Source organism: Enterobacter roggenkampii, assembly GCF_001729805.1.
Lineage (GTDB): Bacteria > Pseudomonadota > Gammaproteobacteria > Enterobacterales > Enterobacteriaceae > Enterobacter > Enterobacter roggenkampii.
In genome coordinates this window covers 1,838,936-1,856,490 of record NZ_CP017184.1, presented here as the reverse complement: position 1 = coordinate 1,856,490, position 17,555 = coordinate 1,838,936, and the positions used below count along the sequence as shown (strand labels likewise).

Here is a 17,555-nt window from a genome sequence, read left to right as displayed (position 1 = left end):
AGTCCGTACAACAAAAAAAGAGACCACACGGTCCCGGAATCTTTCTTGAGGATCAATGACAAGGCGTCCAGAGAAAGGTAACAAATTATAAAAAGCCGCAAATAACATAGCAATGTTTTCTTATTTCATTTTTTGAATAAGAACGATCCCAAAAAGCGTTTTATTTTATATGTCTCCGGCCTCACTTTTATTCACTATTCATATTTAAAATCATACTGTTATTTACATTGCCTTCCTGACAAATGGTGCCAGACTAAAAGGAACCCATGCTAAAAGGAGGTAATGATGGTTCCTATCTACACCCTGACGCTCTCCCCTTCCCTTGATTCCGCCACCCTGACGCCGCAGATTTATCCGGAAGGTAAATTGCGCTGTAGCGCCCCGGTCTTTGAGCCCGGCGGTGGCGGTATCAACGTGGCGCGCGCCATTACCCACCTCGGCGGCAAAGCCACGGCCATTTTCCCCGCAGGCGGTGCTACCGGTGAACATCTGGTCTCCCTGCTGGCAGATGAACAGGTGGCCGTAGAGACCGTCGAGGCGAAAGACTGGACGCGGCAAAACCTGCATGTTCACGTGGAATCCAGCGGCGAGCAGTACCGGTTTGTCATGCCGGGCGCGAAACTCACCGATGACGAGTTTCGTCAGCTTGAAGAGAAAGTGCTGACGATAGAAAGCGGCGCGCTGCTGGTGGTCAGCGGCAGCCTGCCGCCCGGCGTCAGTACGGAAAAATTAACCGCGCTGATTCAGGCGGCGCAGCAACGCGGTATTCGCTGCATCGTCGACAGCAGCGGCGAGGCCCTGCAAGCGGCCTTAGTGCCGGGCAATCTTGAGCTGGTCAAACCCAACCAGAAAGAGCTAAGCGCGCTGGTCAACCGCGAACTGACGCAGCCTGACGATGTGCGCACCGCCGCGCAGGAGCTGGTACGCAGTGGCAAAGCGCGACGCGTGGTGGTTTCCCTCGGTCCGCAGGGGGCACTGGCCGTCGATGAAACGTCGTCCGTTCAGGTTGTTCCACCGCCGATGAAGAGCCAGAGCACGGTTGGCGCGGGTGACAGCATGGTGGGTGCGATGACGCTTAAACTTGCGCAGGGTGCGTCACTGCTGGAGATGACGCGCTACGGCGTGGCGGCGGGTAGCGCCGCCACCATCAACCAGGGCACGCGCCTCTGTTCGCTGGCCGATACGCAAAAAATCGTCGATTACCTGTCCCGAAATTAACGTCTGTTCCCCTTCATCTGCATGAAGGGGAACGTCATCCCCGAGTCGCCAAACGCAAACTATCGACTATGCTAAGAAAACTTCCATGATAACAATGAGGTGAATTATGAGCAGTGGTGACATCACTCGTTATGTCGTAACCGTCAACCTTCATGAGGCATCGCTTACCGAGCTAAATGAGCTCAACAATGCCTTCACCCGGGCTAATTTTCTCCTCACCCTGACGGATGACGAAGGCAATATTCATGATTTAGGCACTCTGACATTTGGCCTGATCGGCGCGCTTAATAAAGAAGAGGTCCATGCGCTGGCCGCCAGCCTGGTGGAAAGTGTGACCGACAAGCCAGCCGAAATTGACGTCGACACCTGGGAAAGCTGGCAGAAAAAAGAACAATAAGTGCCCTGTATGAAATTAAACCGCTCAGGTGTGCGTTAGTTCGTATTTTTTTACCGCAATAATGCGCTAACTTTATGATCTGGCAGACAACATGGGAGAGTCAACATGTGGCAGGCTATCAGTCATCTTTTAAGTGAGCAGCTGGGTGAAGGTGAAATTGAACTGCGTAACGAACTGCCAGGCGGAGAGATCCACGCCGCGTGGCATTTACGCTACGCAGGGCGCGATCTCTTCGTAAAATGCGATGAACGCGAGCTGCTTCCGATATTTACCGCCGAAGCCGATCAGCTGGAGCTGTTGTCGCGCAGTAAAACGGTGACGGTCCCGCAGGTTCTGGCCGTCGGTAGCGACCGCGATTACAGTTTTCTGGTCATGGAATATCTCCCCGCCCGTCCGCTGGATGCCCATAACGCTTTCATTCTTGGCCAGCAGCTAGCGCGCCTCCATCAGTGGAGCGACCAGCCGCAGTTTGGCCTTGATTTTGACAACGATCTCTCCACCACGCCACAGCCCAATGCCTGGCAGCGTCGCTGGTCGACGTTTTTTGCCGAGCAGCGCATTGGCTGGCAGCTTGAGCTTGCCGCCGAGAAAGGGCTGGAGTTTGGCAATATTGATGCCATCGTCGAGCACGTGCAGCAGCGCCTGGCCTCCCACCAGCCTCAGGCGTCTCTGCTCCACGGTGATTTGTGGTCCGATAACTGCGCGCTGGGGCCCAACGGCCCCTATATCTTCGACCCGGCCTGCTACTGGGGCGACCGTGAGTGCGATCTTGCCATGCTGCCGCTGCATCCTGAACAACCGCCGCAGATATACGACGGGTATCAGTCGGTTTCGCCCCTGCCGCCCGGCTTCCTCGATCGTCAACCGGTGTATCAGCTTTATACGCTGATGAACCGCGCCATACTTTTTGGTGGGGAACACCTGGTTAACGCCCAGCGGGCGCTTGAGCGCATGCTTGCCGCCTGAGACGCGAACGGGTGGCTTTGCCGCCACCCGTATCGGTTACAGAAAACCGAGCAGTGAGAAGAAGAAGTATCCTGCCACAATGATAGTCACGGGAAGGATATAGAGCGGGAAGATTTGCAGGAAAATGGTGTGGCGCGGCACAACAATGCGGGATTCAATCTGCTCCCGGCTCATGCCTTCCGGGCCTTTGGCCTGTTCCAGAATGAGCTGGTCCTCAACGCCCTCGCGTAAGAAGCGCGTCTGACGGCTCATTCGCGCGCCAGAGGCCTGCAGCGCCAGCGCAACAAAGATCAGGGCGTAGATCACCCAAAAGCCGATATTCAGCTGATGCTGAAAATCCGGGGTCGGTGAGTTAAACCAGAAGACATTCAAGAATGGCGTATTAAAACGCATCATCTCAATCATCACATGCGCAAAATCAAGCATAACTGCATTGATACCCGGCTGTTTTTCGCTGTGATCGTACATAAATTTGAGTACAGAAATCAGCGTAGAAATGACGGCAGGAATAAAAATCACCCAGCCAGCAATACGTTTTAAGACCGCAATGCGTCCAGCTTGTTGATACGTCATCAGTTCCTCTTCATAAAGACGCGTTATTTGTGCCTAAGTCTACCTGCTGGTCATCAATTTCGCCCGCTCTTTAAAAGCAATATGCTAAATTGCAGAGTGTGCTTAGCACTTATCGTCTGTCGAACACCCTGGATAAGGAGACGTTGTGATGTCGACACCGCGCCAAATTCTTGCCGCAATTTTTGACATGGATGGATTACTGATCGATTCCGAACCGTTGTGGGATCGCGCCGAACTGGAGGTCATGGCCAGCCTGGGCGTGGACATCAGCCGCCGTAATGAACTTCCCGATACGCTGGGCCTGCGCATCGATATGGTGGTTGACCTGTGGTTTGCCCAACAGCCGTGGGCTGGACCGGGTCGTGATGAAGTGACCGCGCGCATTATCAGCCGCGCCATTTCGCTGGTAGAAGAGAGCAAGCCGCTGCTGCCCGGCGTACGTGAGGCCGTCGCGCTGTGTAAAGCCCAGGGGCTCAAGGTCGGCCTGGCCTCGGCGTCACCGCTGCATATGCTGGAAAAAGTGCTCATCATGTTTGAACTGCGCGACAGTTTCGACGCGCTGGCGTCCGCTGAGAAATTGCCTTACAGCAAGCCGCACCCGCAGGTCTATCTCGACTGTGCCGCTAAGCTCGGCGTGGATCCCCTCAACTGCGTTGCGCTGGAAGATTCCGTTAACGGCATGATAGCGTCTAAAGCCGCGCGGATGCGCTCCATTGTGGTGCCTGCGGAAGAAGGCCGCCACGATCCCCGGTTTGCCCTTGCCGATGCGAAGCTGATTTCACTGGCAGAACTCACGGCGCATCACCTGCGGGGCGGTTAAGCCCCTCCTCCGGTTTGTGACAAACAGTTACACCGTCACCTCTTCCGCCTACTGTACAAAAACCCTATACTGTATGAATTGACAGTTTTATGGGTTTTATCATGACGGCGGAAGGCCACCTGCTTTTTTCTATCGCGTGCGCAGTATTTGCCAAAAACGCTGAACTCACCCCCGTGCTGGCACAGGGGGACTGGTGGCATATCGTCCCTTCCGCCGTTTTGACCTGTCTGCTGCCCGATATTGACCATCCCAAGTCCTTCCTCGGTCAGCGCCTGAAGTGGGTGTCAAAACCCATCGCCCGCGCGTTCGGCCACCGGGGGTTTACGCACAGCCTGCTGGCCGTGTTTGGCCTGCTGACGCTTTTCTATTTAAAAGTGCCCGAAAGCTGGATCGTCCCCGCCGATGCCATTCAGGGGATGGTGCTGGGCTATCTGAGCCATATTCTGGCCGATATGCTGACGCCCGCGGGCGTACCTCTGCTGTGGCCCTGCCGCTGGCGCTTCCGTTTTCCTATCCTGGCACCGCAGAAAGGGAACCAGCTTGAGCGCGTCTTGTGCATGGCGCTGTTTGCTTACGCCGTCTGGATGCCGCAAACGTTGCCCGAAAACAGTGCAGTCCGCTGGTCTTCCCAGATGATTAATTCGCTACAATTTCAGTTCAATCGCTTTATTCACCACCAGATTGAACAGTAAACCAACAAAACTATCCCATTTGTCATAACCCATTCCATTTGGATATAAGCGCGACATCACACTTCTGCTAACCTTCCGCCAACAGGATCGGTAAAAACCGACCCGATAATAAATCAGGAGAACGGGGATGAATTTTCCACTCATCGCGAACGTCGTTGTGTTCGTTGTATTGCTATTGCTTCTCGCGCAGGCTCGCCATAAACAGTGGAGCCTGGCGAAAAAGGTGCTGGTTGGTCTGGCCATGGGTGTCGTATTTGGTCTGGCATTACAGGCTATTTATGGCTCCGATAATCCAGTACTGAAAGATTCCATTCAGTGGTTCAACATTGTCGGTAACGGCTATGTTCAGCTGCTGCAGATGATCGTTATGCCGCTGGTGTTCGCCTCTATTCTGAGCGCCGTTGCCCGCCTGCATAACGCGACCCAGTTGGGAAAAATCAGTTTCCTGACCATTGGTACGCTACTGTTCACCACGCTGATTGCCGCGCTGGTGGGTGTGCTGGTCACTAACCTGTTTGGCCTGACCGCAGAGGGTCTGGTTCAGGGGACCGCTGAAACGGCGCGTCTGACTGCGATTCAGACCAACTACGTGGGTAAAGTAGCTGACCTGACCGTGCCGCAGATGGTGCTCTCCTTCATTCCGAAGAACCCGTTTGCTGACCTGACCGGTGCGAGCCCAACCTCCATCATCAGCGTGGTTATTTTCGCCGCGTTCCTGGGCGTGGCGGCGCTGAAGCTGCTGAAAGACGATGCGCCAAAAGGCGAACGCGTGCTGACCGCGATTGATACCCTGCAAAGCTGGGTGATGAAGCTGGTTCGTCTGGTCATGCAGCTCACCCCTTACGGCGTGCTGGCGCTGATGACCAAAGTGGTTGCCGGCTCTAACCTGCAGGACATCATTAAGCTGGGCAGCTTCGTTGTCGCCTCTTACCTGGGCCTTGGCATTATGTTCGTGGTGCACGGCATCCTGCTGGGCGTGAACGGCGTCAGCCCGCTGAAATACTTCCGTAAGGTCTGGCCGGTACTGACCTTTGCCTTCACCAGCCGTTCCAGCGCCGCGTCTATTCCGCTGAACGTTGAAGCACAGACTCGTCGTCTGGGCGTGCCTGAATCCATCGCCAGCTTCTCTGCCTCCTTTGGTGCCACTATTGGTCAGAACGGCTGTGCGGGTCTGTATCCGGCGATGCTGGCGGTAATGGTTGCTCCTACAGTCGGCATTAACCCGCTGGATCCAGTCTGGATCGCCACGCTGGTCGGGATTGTTACCGTAAGCTCCGCAGGCGTTGCGGGTGTTGGCGGCGGTGCAACCTTCGCCGCGCTGATTGTGCTGCCTGCGCTGGGCCTGCCTGTGACGCTTGTCGCGCTGCTGATCTCCGTTGAGCCGCTGATCGACATGGGCCGTACCGCGCTGAACGTCAGCGGCTCCATGACCGCCGGTACGCTGACCAGCCAGTGGCTGAAGCAGACCGACAAAGCGATTCTGGAAAGTGAAGACGACGCCGAACTGGCGCATCGTTAATCGCTGTAGATATAAAAAAACCGCCAACAGGCGGTTTTTTTATGGCTGTTATTCTTCAACCTCTTCATCCTGGCGGATCTGCATCGCCCACCGCTGTGCGGACTCCGGCACCGTAAAGGTGGGAGAGCGACGGAAATGCTCGCCGATCAGCACAAAGGCCACGAATTTCCCCCGTAACTGCCACACATCGCGAAAACCATCCACTTTCAGGGCATGGTCTGGCGGCGCGGGCTCAACGCGGGGCACATAGCTAATAACCTGGCGGTTTTGTTGACGAAGAGGTTTCATAAGCGACGGATTCACTAAAGCAAATTCTTGAAGCAGGAAAATTCTATGATAGCCGATCCTGCTGCCTTCCGTCGCGCTCCGAGTGGGTGAGATGGCTCCTTTCGTTAATGCTGGCATGTGAAAACTCTTAGTTCGCGAGCCATCTCACGACATTGTTCTATCCTTAATAGGGTTTTTAGCAATGGATAAAGGAGAAGCGTGCAATGTCGAACAAAGATAAAACACATCAATCACCGATTCATGGCACTGAAGAATCTCAACCGGGCATGGACTCTCTCGCCCCTTCTGACGGCTCTCACCGCCCCTCGCCGGGCCCATCAGCCCCTGGCGAACAGCCTACCGCACCGGGAAGCATGAAATCCCCGGATACGGGAAACGAGAAGCTGAAATCGCTTGAGCCACACCGTAAAGGCGGCGAAGGTTTTGCGCTCACCACCAATCAGGGCGTGCGCATTGCTGACGATCAGAACTCCCTTCGCGCAGGCTCGCGCGGGCCAACCCTGCTGGAAGACTTCATTCTGCGGGAAAAAATCACCCATTTTGACCACGAGCGGATACCGGAACGCATCGTCCACGCACGCGGTTCCGCTGCGCACGGCTATTTTCAGCCCTACAAGAGCCTGAAGGCGATCACCAAAGCGGACTTCCTCTCCGACCCGGATAAAATTACCCCGGTCTTTGTGCGTTTCTCCACCGTGCAGGGTGGCGCAGGTTCGGCAGACACGGTGCGTGATATCCGCGGCTTTGCCACCAAGTTTTATACCGAAGAGGGCATTTTCGATCTGGTGGGCAATAACACCCCGGTGTTTTTCATTCAGGACGCGCATAAATTTCCTGACTTTGTCCATGCGGTAAAACCGGAGCCCCACTGGGCCATACCGCAGGGACAAAGTGCGCACGACACCTTCTGGGACTATGTCTCCCTGCAGCCTGAAACCTTACACAACGTGATGTGGGCGATGTCAGACCGCGGGATCCCCCGCAGCTACCGCACCATGGAGGGGTTCGGCATCCATACCTTCCGAATGATCAACGCCGAGGGGAAAGCCACGTTTGTCCGTTTCCACTGGAAGCCGGTGGCGGGTAAAGCCTCGCTGGTGTGGGACGAGGCGCAGAAGCTGACCGGGCGCGATCCGGACTTCCATCGCCGCGAGCTCTGGGAATCCATTGAAGCGGGCGACTTCCCGGAATACGAGCTGGGCCTGCAGCTCATCCCGGAAGAGGACGAATTTAAGTTCGATTTCGACCTTCTGGACCCGACGAAGCTGATCCCGGAAGAGCTGGTGCCGGTGCAGCTGGTGGGTAAAATGGTGCTCAACCGCAACCCGGATAACTTCTTTGCCGAAAACGAGCAGGCCGCGTTCCACCCGGGGCATATCGTGCCGGGGCTGGACTTCACCAACGATCCGCTCCTGCAGGGACGCCTGTTCTCCTATACCGATACGCAGATTAGCCGTCTGGGCGGGCCGAACTTCCACGAAATTCCGATTAACCGCCCAACCTGCCCGTACCACAACTTCCAGCGCGACGGGATGCACCGTCAGGATATTGATACCAACCCGGCGAACTATGAGCCGAACTCCATCAACGATAACTGGCCGCGTGAAACGCCTCCCGGACCGAAACGCGGTGGATTCGAATCCTATCAGGAGCGTATCGATGGCAATAAAATTCGCGAGCGCAGCCCCTCGTTCGGCGAGTATTACGCCCACCCTCGCCTGTTCTGGAACAGCCAGACGCCGATTGAGCAACAGCACATCATCGGCGGCTTCAGCTTTGAGCTGAGTAAAGTGGTGCGCACCTACATCCGCGAGCGCGTGGTCGATCAGCTGGCGCATATTGATGTTCAGCTTGCCCAGAGCGTCGCGGACAACCTGGGCATTACGCTGACCGACGAGCAGCGTAACCTCGCTCCGCCGAAAGAGGTTAACGGCGTGAAGAAAGATCCGTCGCTGAGCCTGTATGCGTTGCCGGGCGGCTCGATTAAAGGCCGCGTGGTTGCCATTCTGCTGAACGACAAAACCCGCGCCAGCGACGTGCTGGGGATCATGCAGGCGCTAAAAACCCAGGGCGTGCATGCCAAACTGCTCTATTCCCGCATGGGTGAGGTGACGGCCGACGATGGTTCTGTGCTGCCGGTCGCGGCGACCTTTGCCGGTGCGCCATCGCTCACCGTCGATGCGGTGATTGTGCCAGGCGGAGATCTTGCCAGTCTGCTGACCAACGGCGACGCCGTCTATTATCTGCTGGAAGCCTATAAGCACCTGAAACCGATCGCGCTGTCCGGCGATGCGCGACAGTTTAAAGCGCAGCTGAAGGTGGCCGATCAGGGTGAGGACGGCATTGTCGAGGGCGATAACGTTGACGATGCCTTCATGACGAAGCTGTTTGATTTGCTCGCCGCGCACCGCGTCTGGTCGCGAAGCAGCAAGGTCGATCAGATTCCGGCGTAAAAAAAGCCCGGTGGCGGCTTCGCCTTACCGGGCCTACAAGAGTTAGCAGGTCGTTCGTAGGCCGGGTAAGGCGAAGCCGCCACCCGGCAACTCTTACAGCTCCCTGAACGTCCCCAACCGATACCCGCGTTCGGCAATCGCGTATTTCAGCGAGGCCGACGTCAGCACGTCCAGCTCCGCCAGCCGCGGCCAGCAGTAGGCACTTTTACGCACGGTGTTATCGACAAAGGCAGGATGCGCCATCACTTCTACCGACGTTTCACCGCGGGCAGCGGAATCATCCAGCACCTTCAGGAACAGCGCTTCGCTGATCTCTTCTCCGTAAAACGCGCTACTGAACCCCTCAGTGGATCTAACAGCGCAGTCCGGCAATCCGTGCACATTGCGATCCACGCGCATCGCCACGCCTTTGCGCTGTGCAAACCCGGCGACAAGCGGGAAAATCGCCGGGATCATATGCACGTGGTGATGGCTGTCGATGTGCGTCGGCGCCTGACCAAACACATCAACGAAGCGGTTGAACTGGCACTCCAGCTCGCGGGCAATCTCTTCGAGCGGCAGAGCACCCTGCTCCGCCCGTTCCCAAATCCATTTACCCAGCTGGCCGTCGCGCGTCAGGCCCGGCATTGGCGAAAGCGGCATCCCGAGCGTCAGCACAAAATGCATGCCGACGCCCAGCTCTGGCACCTCGCGGCTCAGCTGCGCCGCGTGTTCAACCGCCTCAGCGTTAACCAGGGCCGTTGTAGAGGTCACAATCCCCCGGCGACAGGCTTCAATAATGCCGTAGTTCTGACCTTTCGAGAGACCAAAATCATCAGCATTAACGATCAGCAGGTTTTCCATTGTGCGTCCTCTTATTGCTGTTTGAACTTCAGCTTCTCGATCGTGGCGGCAAAGTTCGGCAGCCATTTTTCATGCGCCAGGATCATCTCGCTGGCCAGCTGCTCCGCGTCACGGTCAGAATGCACCAGCGGGCTGAGGTTCAGGGCCAGCAGCACGTCATTGAGTTCCCCGCTCAGCGCCGCGTTGCTTGCTGCCACTTCAAAGCCTTTGATGGTATGAATCAGCCCCATGACCTTGTCATCGAAGTGGGTGATACGGGGATGCGGTTTAGCCCCCTCGCGCCCCAGGATGCAGGTCATTTCAACGGCCCAGTCAGCCGGAATATTGTCGACATGGCCGTGATGCGGGACGTTGACATAGTGCTCAGCCTGCTTGTCGTTGTAGATGGCGTTGATCACTTCACACGCCGCATCGGAGTAGTAGGCCCCGCCGCGCTGCTCCAGCTCTTTCGGTTTGACGTTCAGGTTCGGGTCTTTATACAAATCGAACAGCTGCTTTTCGACCTTCTGAACGATCTGCGCACGCGCGCCGCCCTTATAATACTCGCCCATTTCGATGGCCAGCATCTCTTTCTGCTTGAAGTAGTAAAGCAGGTACGAGCAAGGCAGCAGATTCAGCGAGCGGATCAGCCCTTCGCTGAACGGCAGGTCAAAGATGTTTTTCACCGATGCCGCCGTCAGACGACCTGAGGCCACGCCGTCGAGAAGCTCGGCAAAGCGCGATTCCCCGTTCACGATGACATCTTTAATAAACACCATGTGGTTCAGGCCGAACAGATCGATGGAGAGATCGTCGCTGTCGGTCAGCGCCAGCACGTCGCGGATAAACATCTTCATGCCGATCGGAATGTTGCAGACGCCGATAAAGCGCTTGAAGTTCGTATGACGATAGACCGCCTCGGTCACCATACCGGCCGGGTTGGTGAAGTTAATGACCCACGCGTTCGGGCAGATCTCCTGCACGTCTTTGACGATGTCGAAAATGACCGGGATGGTGCGCAGGCCTTTAAACAGGCCGCCCGCGCCGTTGGTCTCCTGCCCCAGATACCCGTGGCTCAGGGGAATACGCTCGTCCAGCTCACGCGCTTTCAGCTGGCCGACGCGCAGCTGGGTGGTGACAAAATCCGCATCTTTCAGCGCCAGACGACGATCGAGGGTTTTATGCACGGTCAGAGGCACGCCCGCTTTTTCCACCATGCGCTTGCACAGGTCGAAAATAATATTCAGCTTCTCCTGACCTTCCTCAACGTCTACCAGCCATAATTCGCTGACCGGTAATTCATGATAACGTTTCAGGAAACCTTCGAGTAATTCCGGGGTATAGCTGCTGCCGCCACCAATGGTTACGACTTTTAATTTCTTCTGCATAATATCTCCCTTAGCGTATCAGGTTAATCGCCTGCAAGGTATAGCGTGCTCTTCCCGCTATTTGGGCAAGCCATTAAAGCAATATTCGTGGCGGGTAATCCGCCGACAGTTAATTAATTACCGTCAAATTTTTCCGGTAACTGTTCGGTGTGAATGACGTCAATTTCTTAAAGGTTTTAATAAACAGGCTGGGGCTGCTGTATCCTGACTCGTATGCAATATCGGTAACAGAATAGTTGGTAATTTCCAGCTGTTTTTTAGCAAAATTAATGCGGATTTCATTAATAATTTGCACGGGCGTTTTACGGTAATAACGCTGCGTCGCGCGGGTCAGATATTCCTGGGATTTGCCCGACAGGGAGACCATATTTTCCAGCGCATTTTCGCTGAACTGGCTTTTATCGTGCATCAGCTCAACGGTGCTGCGCAGCCATTGCGGAATATCATCCGTCACCTGCTGCTCTTCACGATGATGGCGCAGCCGGTTCATCACGTAGAAGGTCACCGTTTCAATAAACTCATCAAATTCATTGTCTCGGAAGTTAAGCGAGGCGATAACCGTTTCAATCCAGGTCATGAACTCGTTTTTGACGCGATAAACCTGGGAGGCCACAAAGCAGAACGGCACCAGCGGCAGATAGTGCTTCTCGAAGAAACGTCTGCTGACGCCCACATTCAGAATGCGGGTGGCACCAAATTCGTAAAAGCTCTGGTGATAAGATCCCATCGGCAGGAAGACAAAATCCCCTCGTTCAAGCAGAACGCGCTTACCGTTGATCTCCTGGTAGTAGCGGCCGGTCAGAACAATCGTGAACTCGTAGTAGTCATGCTGATGCAGACCACTGGCGCTCTCCGTTTTGTTGTAGATAACCACGTGAAAATTTTTGCCATTAAACAGCTGATGTTCAAGTGCGGTTTTAATTTCCATCGTGCTGACCTCCTGCTACTCAGTCTGACTTACTGCATCTTCTCGTGAAGCTCAATGAGCTCCGCCACCAGCTCACGTGCCAGCATCGAGGTCATCAGGTGATCCTGCGCGTGGACCAGCACCAGGCTGACCTTCATCTTCCCTTCGCCCTGATCGCTTTCAATCAGCTTTGTCTGCACCAGGTGCGCTTCGTTCAGCGCCGTGCGGGACTGTTCCATCATGGTTTTCGCCGCGGCGAAATCCCCCTGCTTGGCCTGCTTCAGCGCGGCGTAGGCCAGGCTGCGGGCCTGCCCGGAGTTGATGATAAGCCCCATCACCACTTCTTCGAGATCGTTCTCGACGGCGTCGTCTGCGACAATATTATCCAAATCTAACATCTTTAAGCTCCTTGTGGCTGGCGCGGGTTTCCCCGCGCCGTCAATCTTAGAATTTCAGTGAGAGGGCGATATCCTCTTCGCTCTCTTCTTCATCAATGATGGTGGCGGCTTTGTTCGCAATCGCCACGAACGGCATGTACAGCAGGGTGGCAATTCCGAGGTTAAATATCGCCAGCAGGAAGGCTGCAACGCTGCCGTTGGTGTTGAAGAAGGCGCCCAGACCCGCTGGCATGGTCCACGGTGCAATGTTGGTGACCGGTGGAATGATGCCCATGTAGTACGCCGTCAGGGTGATAGCGGCCAGCAGCGGCTGAACCAGGATGAACGGAATGAACATGACCGGGTTCATGATGATTGGCAGACCGAACAGAATCGGTTCGTTAATCTGGAAGATGCCTGATGGCAGCGCCAGCTTAGCGACCTGACGGTAGTCTGCGCGACGAGAGACAATAAAGACCGCGATGATCAGACCCAAGGTTGCCCCGGTACCGCCCAGGAAGATATAGGAGTCAAGCATCGGCTTCGCCCACACATGGAAGGTTTTACCCGCTGCCAGCGCCGCGTCAACGGAGCCGTACTGCTGATAAAGTGCAACGTTTTCCAGTGCCCACGGGGTCATAATTCCGCTGTCCAGCGCGGCCAGTGCCAGTGAACCATGCACGCCAAAGAACCACAGCAGAGAGGTGAAAATCACGTACGCCCAACCGACCACGCCACCCATAGACGCCAGCGGCGTAGAGATAGAGTCCATGATGATCTGGTGGAAGTTTGTGCCCCAGTGGGAGAGCGCCCAGGCGATAATCCCCATAATAGAGAGAATAATGAAGCCTGGAATCAACGCGGAAAATGAACGGGAAACGGAGGCCGGTACGCTATCCGGCAGGCGGATCACCCAGTTGCGACGGATAATAAAGGTGAACATCTCTGCCACCACCAGGCCGATAACAATACCGGAGATGATGTTAGCCCCACCCAACCAGTTGGCGCCCACAGCATAGGCTTCACCGACGCTGTACGGGGTCACTGTCATAAAGGCGGCGACGGATAATAACCCGGCAGCCAGTGGGTCCACCTTACGCTCTTCTGCCAGCGCCATCCCAATAAAGAAAGGCGCCATCAGCGACATAATCCCCAACGTACCGTTATAGACGTTGCCGCCGATGGCTTTAAAACCATTAAGGGTTTCAATTGTGGAAGCGTCTAACCGAATTCCTAATGAATAAAAGAAGGAACCTTCACCAAAGCTCAGAAAAACGTTGTTAATTAAAACGAACATGGCCCCGGCCAGCGTCAACGGCATTAATTTAATAAAGCCGTTTTTGATGGCATTAACGTGAGGCTGCTTTCCTATTTTAACAGCAAAAGGAAGGAGTACCTTTTCAAGTGAAGCGATGACTTTACTCATAGGAAAATACCCTTAAATGCCGTAACGCATGTTACGGCGTATTGTGTGTGAAATAACTCTTTGACGGGAAAAATAAAAATTAATTAGCAGCTTTTTTAATCGCTGCCACAGCAGCTTTAAGAACACCTAAACCATCAATCTTGCCGTACAGCCCCGAGTCGATCACTTCGACCGGTTTATTCGGTAACAGTCGTTGAATTTCGGGCAACATATAGGCAATTTGCGGTCCCAGTAAAACAACATCGGCTGTCTGACCTTTTTCGCCCGCCAGCGTTTCAGGGAACGCTTCGATCACCACAGGGACTTCATACTTTTCAGCCTGCGCACGCATCTTTGACACCAGAAGCGAGGTTGACATGCCCGCTGAGCAGAACAGGTAAATATGTTTCTTTTCCATCGTAATTTCCCTCTTGTATGACTACCTGCCGTCGCGTTCTCACTCGACTCGCTGTCCCGGCAGACAGGTAGTTTGCGTACTGTTGTTTATCGTTGGAGTGAGTATACGCAATGGTACAGACAGGGGATAATTCTGAACAGGCTCAAATTGTCTCTCATTGACCTGGCTTGTTGACTACCCTCACATTTCGGGCAAATAATTCGCGAAAAGAAATAAGATTTTCCGATGCATAAAAAAACCGGCCTCAGGGCCGGTTTGTTAACATCCTCAGGCAAGCAGGGTGACTACGCCTTAGGTGCCTGCGGGTCAGTATCGTATTCAGCACAGGTCTGATAGCCGGAGTTGATCACATGACCGGTATCATCCAGGGCGACAAAGTAGGTTTCTGCCTTACCATCACGTTGACCCAGGATGTAGGTCTGGCAGGTCCCTTTCGCATGAATCATGGTGACTTCGGAAGAAGGTTTACCGGCAATCGCAGCGACCTGCGAACGGGTCATCCCTTTTTTGACATCTTTTACTACGGGCTGCGTAAATTGATCCTTGGTGCGATCGTAAGCCGTACACCCTGCCAGCATAGTCAGTACCGCCGCTGCGCTAAGAATTCCTGCTACGTTCTTGTTCATATTCCGTCCTCTTGTTTATCAGCGTGTTATCTAAGCATGGGATAAAAAGTACTATTGTTCAACTTTGTGCGTTACGCCAGACGAATTTCGGAAAATTCTAATAAAACAACGATAACCTGCTAAAACGGCGCAAATTAGCGCACTCGAAACTGTGATCCTTGTCGTTTTACGTCCAAAGGGTTAGTTTTAACAGTTAACACATTCTGTTTATGGAGAGCGTGATGACTCTGCAACAAGAGATTATCCAGGCGCTGGGCGCGAAGCCTGCGGTAGATGCAAATGAAGAGATCCGCCGCAGCGTGGATTTTTTAAAAGCGTATTTAAAGAAGAACTCTTTCCTGAAATCTCTGGTGCTGGGCATCAGCGGCGGCCAGGATTCAACGCTGACCGGTAAGCTCTGCCAGATGGCAATTTCAGAGCTGCGCGAGGAGACGGGAGATGAAACCCTGCAATTTATCGCCGTGCGTCTTCCATATGGCGTACAGGCGGACGAGCAGGATTGCCAGGATGCAATCGCCTTTATTCAGCCTGACCGCGTGCTGACCGTCAATATTAAAGGCTCCGTGCTGGCAAGCGAGCAGGCGCTTCGCGAAGCGGGCATTGAGTTAAGCGATTTTGTTCGCGGCAACGAGAAAGCCCGCGAGCGCATGAAAGCGCAGTACAGCATTGCCGGGATGACCAAAGGCGTCGTGGTCGGCACCGACCATGCGGCCGAAGCGATCACCGGTTTCTTCACCAAGTACGGCGACGGCGGCACCGACATCAACCCGATCTTCCGCCTGAACAAGCGTCAGGGTAAGCAGCTGCTGGCCGCGCTGGGCTGTCCTGAGCATCTGTATAAGAAAGCGCCGACAGCGGACCTTGAAGACGATCGCCCTTCCCTGCCGGATGAAGCGGCTCTTGGCGTCACCTACGACAACATTGATGATTATCTGGAAGGCAAAAAGCTGGATGAAGGCACCGCAAAGATCATCGAAGGCTGGTATCTGAAAACCGAGCACAAGCGCCACACGCCAATTACGGTGTTTGACGACTTCTGGAAATAAACGCAAAACGGTAACCCCGTTTTGTAGGCCGGGTAAGGCGTAGCCGCCACCCGGCTCTTTTTTAACCAAACCCTCTCTGCTACACTGTATGCCTGAACAGTATATGGAGCAGTATGTGAGCAGGCGTCAATCCGCCCCGCGTCTTGAGTTTGAAGCGGCGGCTATCTACGAATATCCCGAGCACCTTCGCCCCTGGCTTGAGGCACTGCCTAAACAGCCGGGCGTGTACATCTTTCACGGTGAAAGCGACACGCTGCCGCTTTACATCGGCAAGAGCGTTAACATTCGCAGTCGGGTGTTATCCCATCTGCGTACCCCGGACGAGGCCGCCATGCTGCGCCAGTCGCGACGCATTACCTGGTTCCAGACGGCAGGAGAAATGGGTGCGCTGTTGCTGGAAGCGCGTTTGATTAAAGAGCAGCAGCCGCTGTTCAACAAGCGCCTGCGCCGCAACCGTCAGCTCTGCTCCCTGCAGATCAACGAAGGCAAGCCGCAGGTCGTCTACGCGCGCGACGTCGATTTTTCTCATGCCCCGAATCTCTATGGACTGTTCGCCAATAAACGTGCGGCACTTCAGGCGCTGCAGACGCTGGCGGACGAGCTCCAGCTTTGTTTCAGCCTTTTGGGCCTGGAGGCGACCACGCGCGGACGCGCCTGTTTCCGATCCGCGCTGAAGCGCTGTGCCGGTGCCTGCTGTGGGAAAGAGAGCGTTGAGGCGCACCACGCCCGGCTCCTCGCCGGTCTGGCGGCCATCAGCGTGAAGTGCTGGCCCTGGGAAAGCGCCGTTGCGCTCAAAGAAGTGGGTGACGCGATGACCCAGTACCACATCGTCAATAACTGGCTCTGGCTGGGCGCTGTCGACGATATCAACGACGCGGCAACCCTGCTGCGCACGCCCGCCGGATTTGACCACGATGGCTACAAAATTCTCTGTAAACCTGTGCTGGCCGGTAAGTTTGAAATCATTGAGCTCAATGGCCTGGCAGCCACGTGATTTCGCTGAACAATAAGGTACCCTGAGCCTCCAGCAGACGCAGCGTATGGGTACCCTCCTCCCAGCTGGCGCCCTGATCGGCCGTCAGCAATTTATCACCCAGCTGCCACGCCCCGCTTAACACAAACACCACGCCCCCGCGTGTGCCAAAGGTGGTAAAGGTACGGTCAGCCACGCGCACCTTCGCCCGACAGCAGTCGCGACGGGTCATAATGTTAAAGTCCATCGCCATCCGCCCATCGGCCAGCAGCGCTTTCACCGGCAGGTCGCCGGCAAAGCTGTAGGGCTGATGGTGCTTCAGGGTATGGAAGAACGCCTGGCCCGCATCCAGCGTCACCTCCCCGCCTTCCAGCAAGGTAATTACCCGATCGACGCCGGGAAAAGAGGAAAATTCGCCGTTGCTGGCGATAGTCGCGATACTGGCGCGCCAGTGAAAATCGCGCGTTGCGGGAGGGAAACAACAAATCTCACGCGTTTCACCCGCACCATTGCGCCACAGGCTGACCGGCATCTTACGGATATCAAAGAACTCCATCACCACTCCTGAATGGCACAACCCGTGCCAGGGCAAGGATATTGCTATCGTTGCTGTCTTGTTTGTTATCGTTAGGTATTCACAACACAGTATCGGCAGCAGAGCGGGCAG

The 17,555-nt window shown here is 55.0% G+C and carries 19 protein-coding genes; 9 read left to right on the top strand and 10 right to left on the bottom strand.

Features of this window, described 5'->3' with window-relative positions:
• Positions 1-285: 285 nt before the first annotated feature.
• The 3 genes from pfkB to BFV67_RS08665 all read left to right on the top strand — a co-directional run bounded on the left by pfkB (position 286) and on the right by BFV67_RS08665 (position 2,581).
• A complete protein-coding gene (gene pfkB, locus BFV67_RS08675; protein ID WP_021241080.1) occupies positions 286-1,218 on the top strand; it encodes a 6-phosphofructokinase II in 933 nt (310 codons plus the stop codon).
• A gap of 106 nt (positions 1,219-1,324) precedes the next feature.
• Positions 1,325-1,615: a type V toxin-antitoxin system endoribonuclease antitoxin GhoS gene (gene ghoS, locus BFV67_RS08670; RefSeq protein WP_021241079.1), complete on the top strand. Its 291-nt coding sequence runs from the start codon at positions 1,325-1,327 to the stop codon at positions 1,613-1,615.
• Between the two features lie 105 nt (positions 1,616-1,720).
• Positions 1,721-2,581: a fructosamine kinase family protein gene (locus BFV67_RS08665; protein WP_008500662.1), complete on the top strand. Its 861-nt coding sequence runs from the start codon at positions 1,721-1,723 to the stop codon at positions 2,579-2,581.
• A 36-nt stretch (positions 2,582-2,617) separates the two neighbouring features.
• Here the strand turns inward: BFV67_RS08665 and BFV67_RS08660 are convergent, their stop codons facing one another.
• Positions 2,618-3,154 (bottom strand): YniB family protein, encoded by a 537-nt coding sequence (locus BFV67_RS08660; protein WP_025911676.1) that lies wholly within the window; start codon positions 3,152-3,154, stop codon positions 2,618-2,620.
• Positions 3,155-3,302: 148 nt separating this feature from the next.
• Here BFV67_RS08660 and hxpB point away from each other — a divergent pair, with 148 nt between their 5' ends.
• The 3 genes from hxpB to tcyP all read left to right on the top strand — a co-directional run bounded on the left by hxpB (position 3,303) and on the right by tcyP (position 6,185).
• The gene (gene hxpB / locus BFV67_RS08655) at positions 3,303-3,974 is read left to right on the top strand and encodes a hexitol phosphatase HxpB (protein ID WP_023343934.1); all 672 of its coding nucleotides are present in this window, start codon (positions 3,303-3,305) and stop codon (positions 3,972-3,974) included.
• A gap of 101 nt (positions 3,975-4,075) precedes the next feature.
• On the top strand, positions 4,076-4,666 hold the full coding sequence (locus tag BFV67_RS08650) for a metal-dependent hydrolase (RefSeq protein WP_014883483.1): 591 nt from the start codon (positions 4,076-4,078) through the stop codon (positions 4,664-4,666).
• Between the two features lie 127 nt (positions 4,667-4,793).
• The gene (tcyP, locus tag BFV67_RS08645) at positions 4,794-6,185 is read left to right on the top strand and encodes a cystine/sulfocysteine:cation symporter (RefSeq protein ID WP_008500667.1); all 1,392 of its coding nucleotides are present in this window, start codon (positions 4,794-4,796) and stop codon (positions 6,183-6,185) included.
• A gap of 48 nt (positions 6,186-6,233) precedes the next feature.
• Here the strand turns inward: tcyP and cedA are convergent, their stop codons facing one another.
• Entirely contained in the window at positions 6,234-6,509 is a 276-nt protein-coding gene (gene cedA, locus BFV67_RS08640; RefSeq protein ID WP_255344119.1) for a cell division activator CedA, read from the bottom strand.
• Between the two features lie 167 nt (positions 6,510-6,676).
• Between cedA and katE the strand changes: the two genes are divergently transcribed.
• Entirely contained in the window at positions 6,677-8,926 is a 2,250-nt protein-coding gene (gene katE / locus BFV67_RS08635; RefSeq protein ID WP_023343932.1) for a catalase HPII, read from the top strand.
• A 93-nt stretch (positions 8,927-9,019) separates the two neighbouring features.
• Here the strand turns inward: katE and chbG are convergent, their stop codons facing one another.
• The 7 genes from chbG to osmE form a co-directional block, all read right to left on the bottom strand.
• Complete coding sequence (gene chbG / locus BFV67_RS08630; RefSeq protein WP_069598149.1) at positions 9,020-9,769, bottom strand: chitin disaccharide deacetylase; 750 nt, start codon at positions 9,767-9,769, stop codon at positions 9,020-9,022.
• Positions 9,770-9,780: 11 nt separating this feature from the next.
• Positions 9,781-11,136, bottom strand: a complete 1,356-nt coding sequence (locus tag BFV67_RS08625) for a 6-phospho-beta-glucosidase (RefSeq protein WP_023617752.1) — start codon at positions 11,134-11,136, stop codon at positions 9,781-9,783.
• Positions 11,137-11,245: 109 nt separating this feature from the next.
• On the bottom strand, positions 11,246-12,064 hold the full coding sequence (gene chbR / locus BFV67_RS08620) for a transcriptional regulator ChbR (protein ID WP_069598148.1): 819 nt from the start codon (positions 12,062-12,064) through the stop codon (positions 11,246-11,248).
• A gap of 29 nt (positions 12,065-12,093) precedes the next feature.
• A complete protein-coding gene (gene chbA, locus BFV67_RS08615) occupies positions 12,094-12,441 on the bottom strand; it encodes a PTS N,N'-diacetylchitobiose transporter subunit IIA (RefSeq protein WP_008500674.1) in 348 nt (115 codons plus the stop codon).
• Between the two features lie 46 nt (positions 12,442-12,487).
• Positions 12,488-13,846 (bottom strand): PTS N,N'-diacetylchitobiose transporter subunit IIC, encoded by a 1,359-nt coding sequence (chbC, locus tag BFV67_RS08610; protein ID WP_008500675.1) that lies wholly within the window; start codon positions 13,844-13,846, stop codon positions 12,488-12,490.
• Between the two features lie 79 nt (positions 13,847-13,925).
• Positions 13,926-14,243, bottom strand: a complete 318-nt coding sequence (chbB, locus tag BFV67_RS08605; RefSeq protein ID WP_008500676.1) for a PTS N,N'-diacetylchitobiose transporter subunit IIB — start codon at positions 14,241-14,243, stop codon at positions 13,926-13,928.
• A gap of 284 nt (positions 14,244-14,527) precedes the next feature.
• The gene (gene osmE / locus BFV67_RS08600) at positions 14,528-14,869 is read right to left on the bottom strand and encodes an osmotically-inducible lipoprotein OsmE (protein ID WP_008500677.1); all 342 of its coding nucleotides are present in this window, start codon (positions 14,867-14,869) and stop codon (positions 14,528-14,530) included.
• Positions 14,870-15,090: 221 nt separating this feature from the next.
• Between osmE and nadE the strand changes: the two genes are divergently transcribed.
• Together nadE and cho are read left to right on the top strand one after the other, a co-directional pair.
• Positions 15,091-15,915, top strand: coding sequence for an ammonia-dependent NAD(+) synthetase (gene nadE / locus BFV67_RS08595; RefSeq protein ID WP_008500678.1), 825 nt, complete (start codon positions 15,091-15,093; stop codon positions 15,913-15,915).
• Positions 15,916-16,030: 115 nt separating this feature from the next.
• Positions 16,031-16,909 (top strand): excinuclease Cho, encoded by an 879-nt coding sequence (cho, locus tag BFV67_RS08590; RefSeq protein ID WP_201258624.1) that lies wholly within the window; start codon positions 16,031-16,033, stop codon positions 16,907-16,909.
• Here cho and ves read toward each other — a convergent pair.
• Positions 16,887-17,444 carry an environmental stress-induced protein Ves gene (gene ves, locus BFV67_RS08585; protein ID WP_032674587.1) on the bottom strand — a complete coding sequence of 186 codons (558 nt, stop codon included), beginning with the start codon at positions 17,442-17,444 and terminating at the stop codon, positions 16,887-16,889. The two genes, cho and ves, sit on opposite strands and share 23 nt — an antisense overlap.
• Positions 17,445-17,555: the final 111 nt, after the last annotated feature.

What these genes read in the sequence shown, in the direction of transcription:
- nadE (WP_008500678.1), top strand. Translation starts at nt 15,091, where the DNA reads ATGACTCTGCAACAAGAGATTATCCAGGCGCTGGGCGCGAAGCCTGCG.
- BFV67_RS08625 (WP_023617752.1), bottom strand. Translation starts at nt 11,136, where the DNA reads ATGCAGAAGAAATTAAAAGTCGTAACCATTGGTGGCGGCAGCAGCTAT.
- hxpB (WP_023343934.1), top strand. Translation starts at nt 3,303, where the DNA reads ATGTCGACACCGCGCCAAATTCTTGCCGCAATTTTTGACATGGATGGA.
- ves (WP_032674587.1), bottom strand. Translation starts at nt 17,444, where the DNA reads ATGGAGTTCTTTGATATCCGTAAGATGCCGGTCAGCCTGTGGCGCAAT.
- ghoS (WP_021241079.1), top strand. Translation starts at nt 1,325, where the DNA reads ATGAGCAGTGGTGACATCACTCGTTATGTCGTAACCGTCAACCTTCAT.
- osmE (WP_008500677.1), bottom strand. Translation starts at nt 14,869, where the DNA reads ATGAACAAGAACGTAGCAGGAATTCTTAGCGCAGCGGCGGTACTGACT.
- katE (WP_023343932.1), top strand. Translation starts at nt 6,677, where the DNA reads ATGTCGAACAAAGATAAAACACATCAATCACCGATTCATGGCACTGAA.
- chbB (WP_008500676.1), bottom strand. Translation starts at nt 14,243, where the DNA reads ATGGAAAAGAAACATATTTACCTGTTCTGCTCAGCGGGCATGTCAACC.
- BFV67_RS08660 (WP_025911676.1), bottom strand. Translation starts at nt 3,154, where the DNA reads ATGACGTATCAACAAGCTGGACGCATTGCGGTCTTAAAACGTATTGCT.
- BFV67_RS08650 (WP_014883483.1), top strand. Translation starts at nt 4,076, where the DNA reads ATGACGGCGGAAGGCCACCTGCTTTTTTCTATCGCGTGCGCAGTATTT.
- pfkB (WP_021241080.1), top strand. Translation starts at nt 286, where the DNA reads ATGGTTCCTATCTACACCCTGACGCTCTCCCCTTCCCTTGATTCCGCC.
- chbC (WP_008500675.1), bottom strand. Translation starts at nt 13,846, where the DNA reads ATGAGTAAAGTCATCGCTTCACTTGAAAAGGTACTCCTTCCTTTTGCT.
- tcyP (WP_008500667.1), top strand. Translation starts at nt 4,794, where the DNA reads ATGAATTTTCCACTCATCGCGAACGTCGTTGTGTTCGTTGTATTGCTA.
- chbG (WP_069598149.1), bottom strand. Translation starts at nt 9,769, where the DNA reads ATGGAAAACCTGCTGATCGTTAATGCTGATGATTTTGGTCTCTCGAAA.
- chbR (WP_069598148.1), bottom strand. Translation starts at nt 12,064, where the DNA reads ATGGAAATTAAAACCGCACTTGAACATCAGCTGTTTAATGGCAAAAAT.
- BFV67_RS08665 (WP_008500662.1), top strand. Translation starts at nt 1,721, where the DNA reads ATGTGGCAGGCTATCAGTCATCTTTTAAGTGAGCAGCTGGGTGAAGGT.
- chbA (WP_008500674.1), bottom strand. Translation starts at nt 12,441, where the DNA reads ATGTTAGATTTGGATAATATTGTCGCAGACGACGCCGTCGAGAACGAT.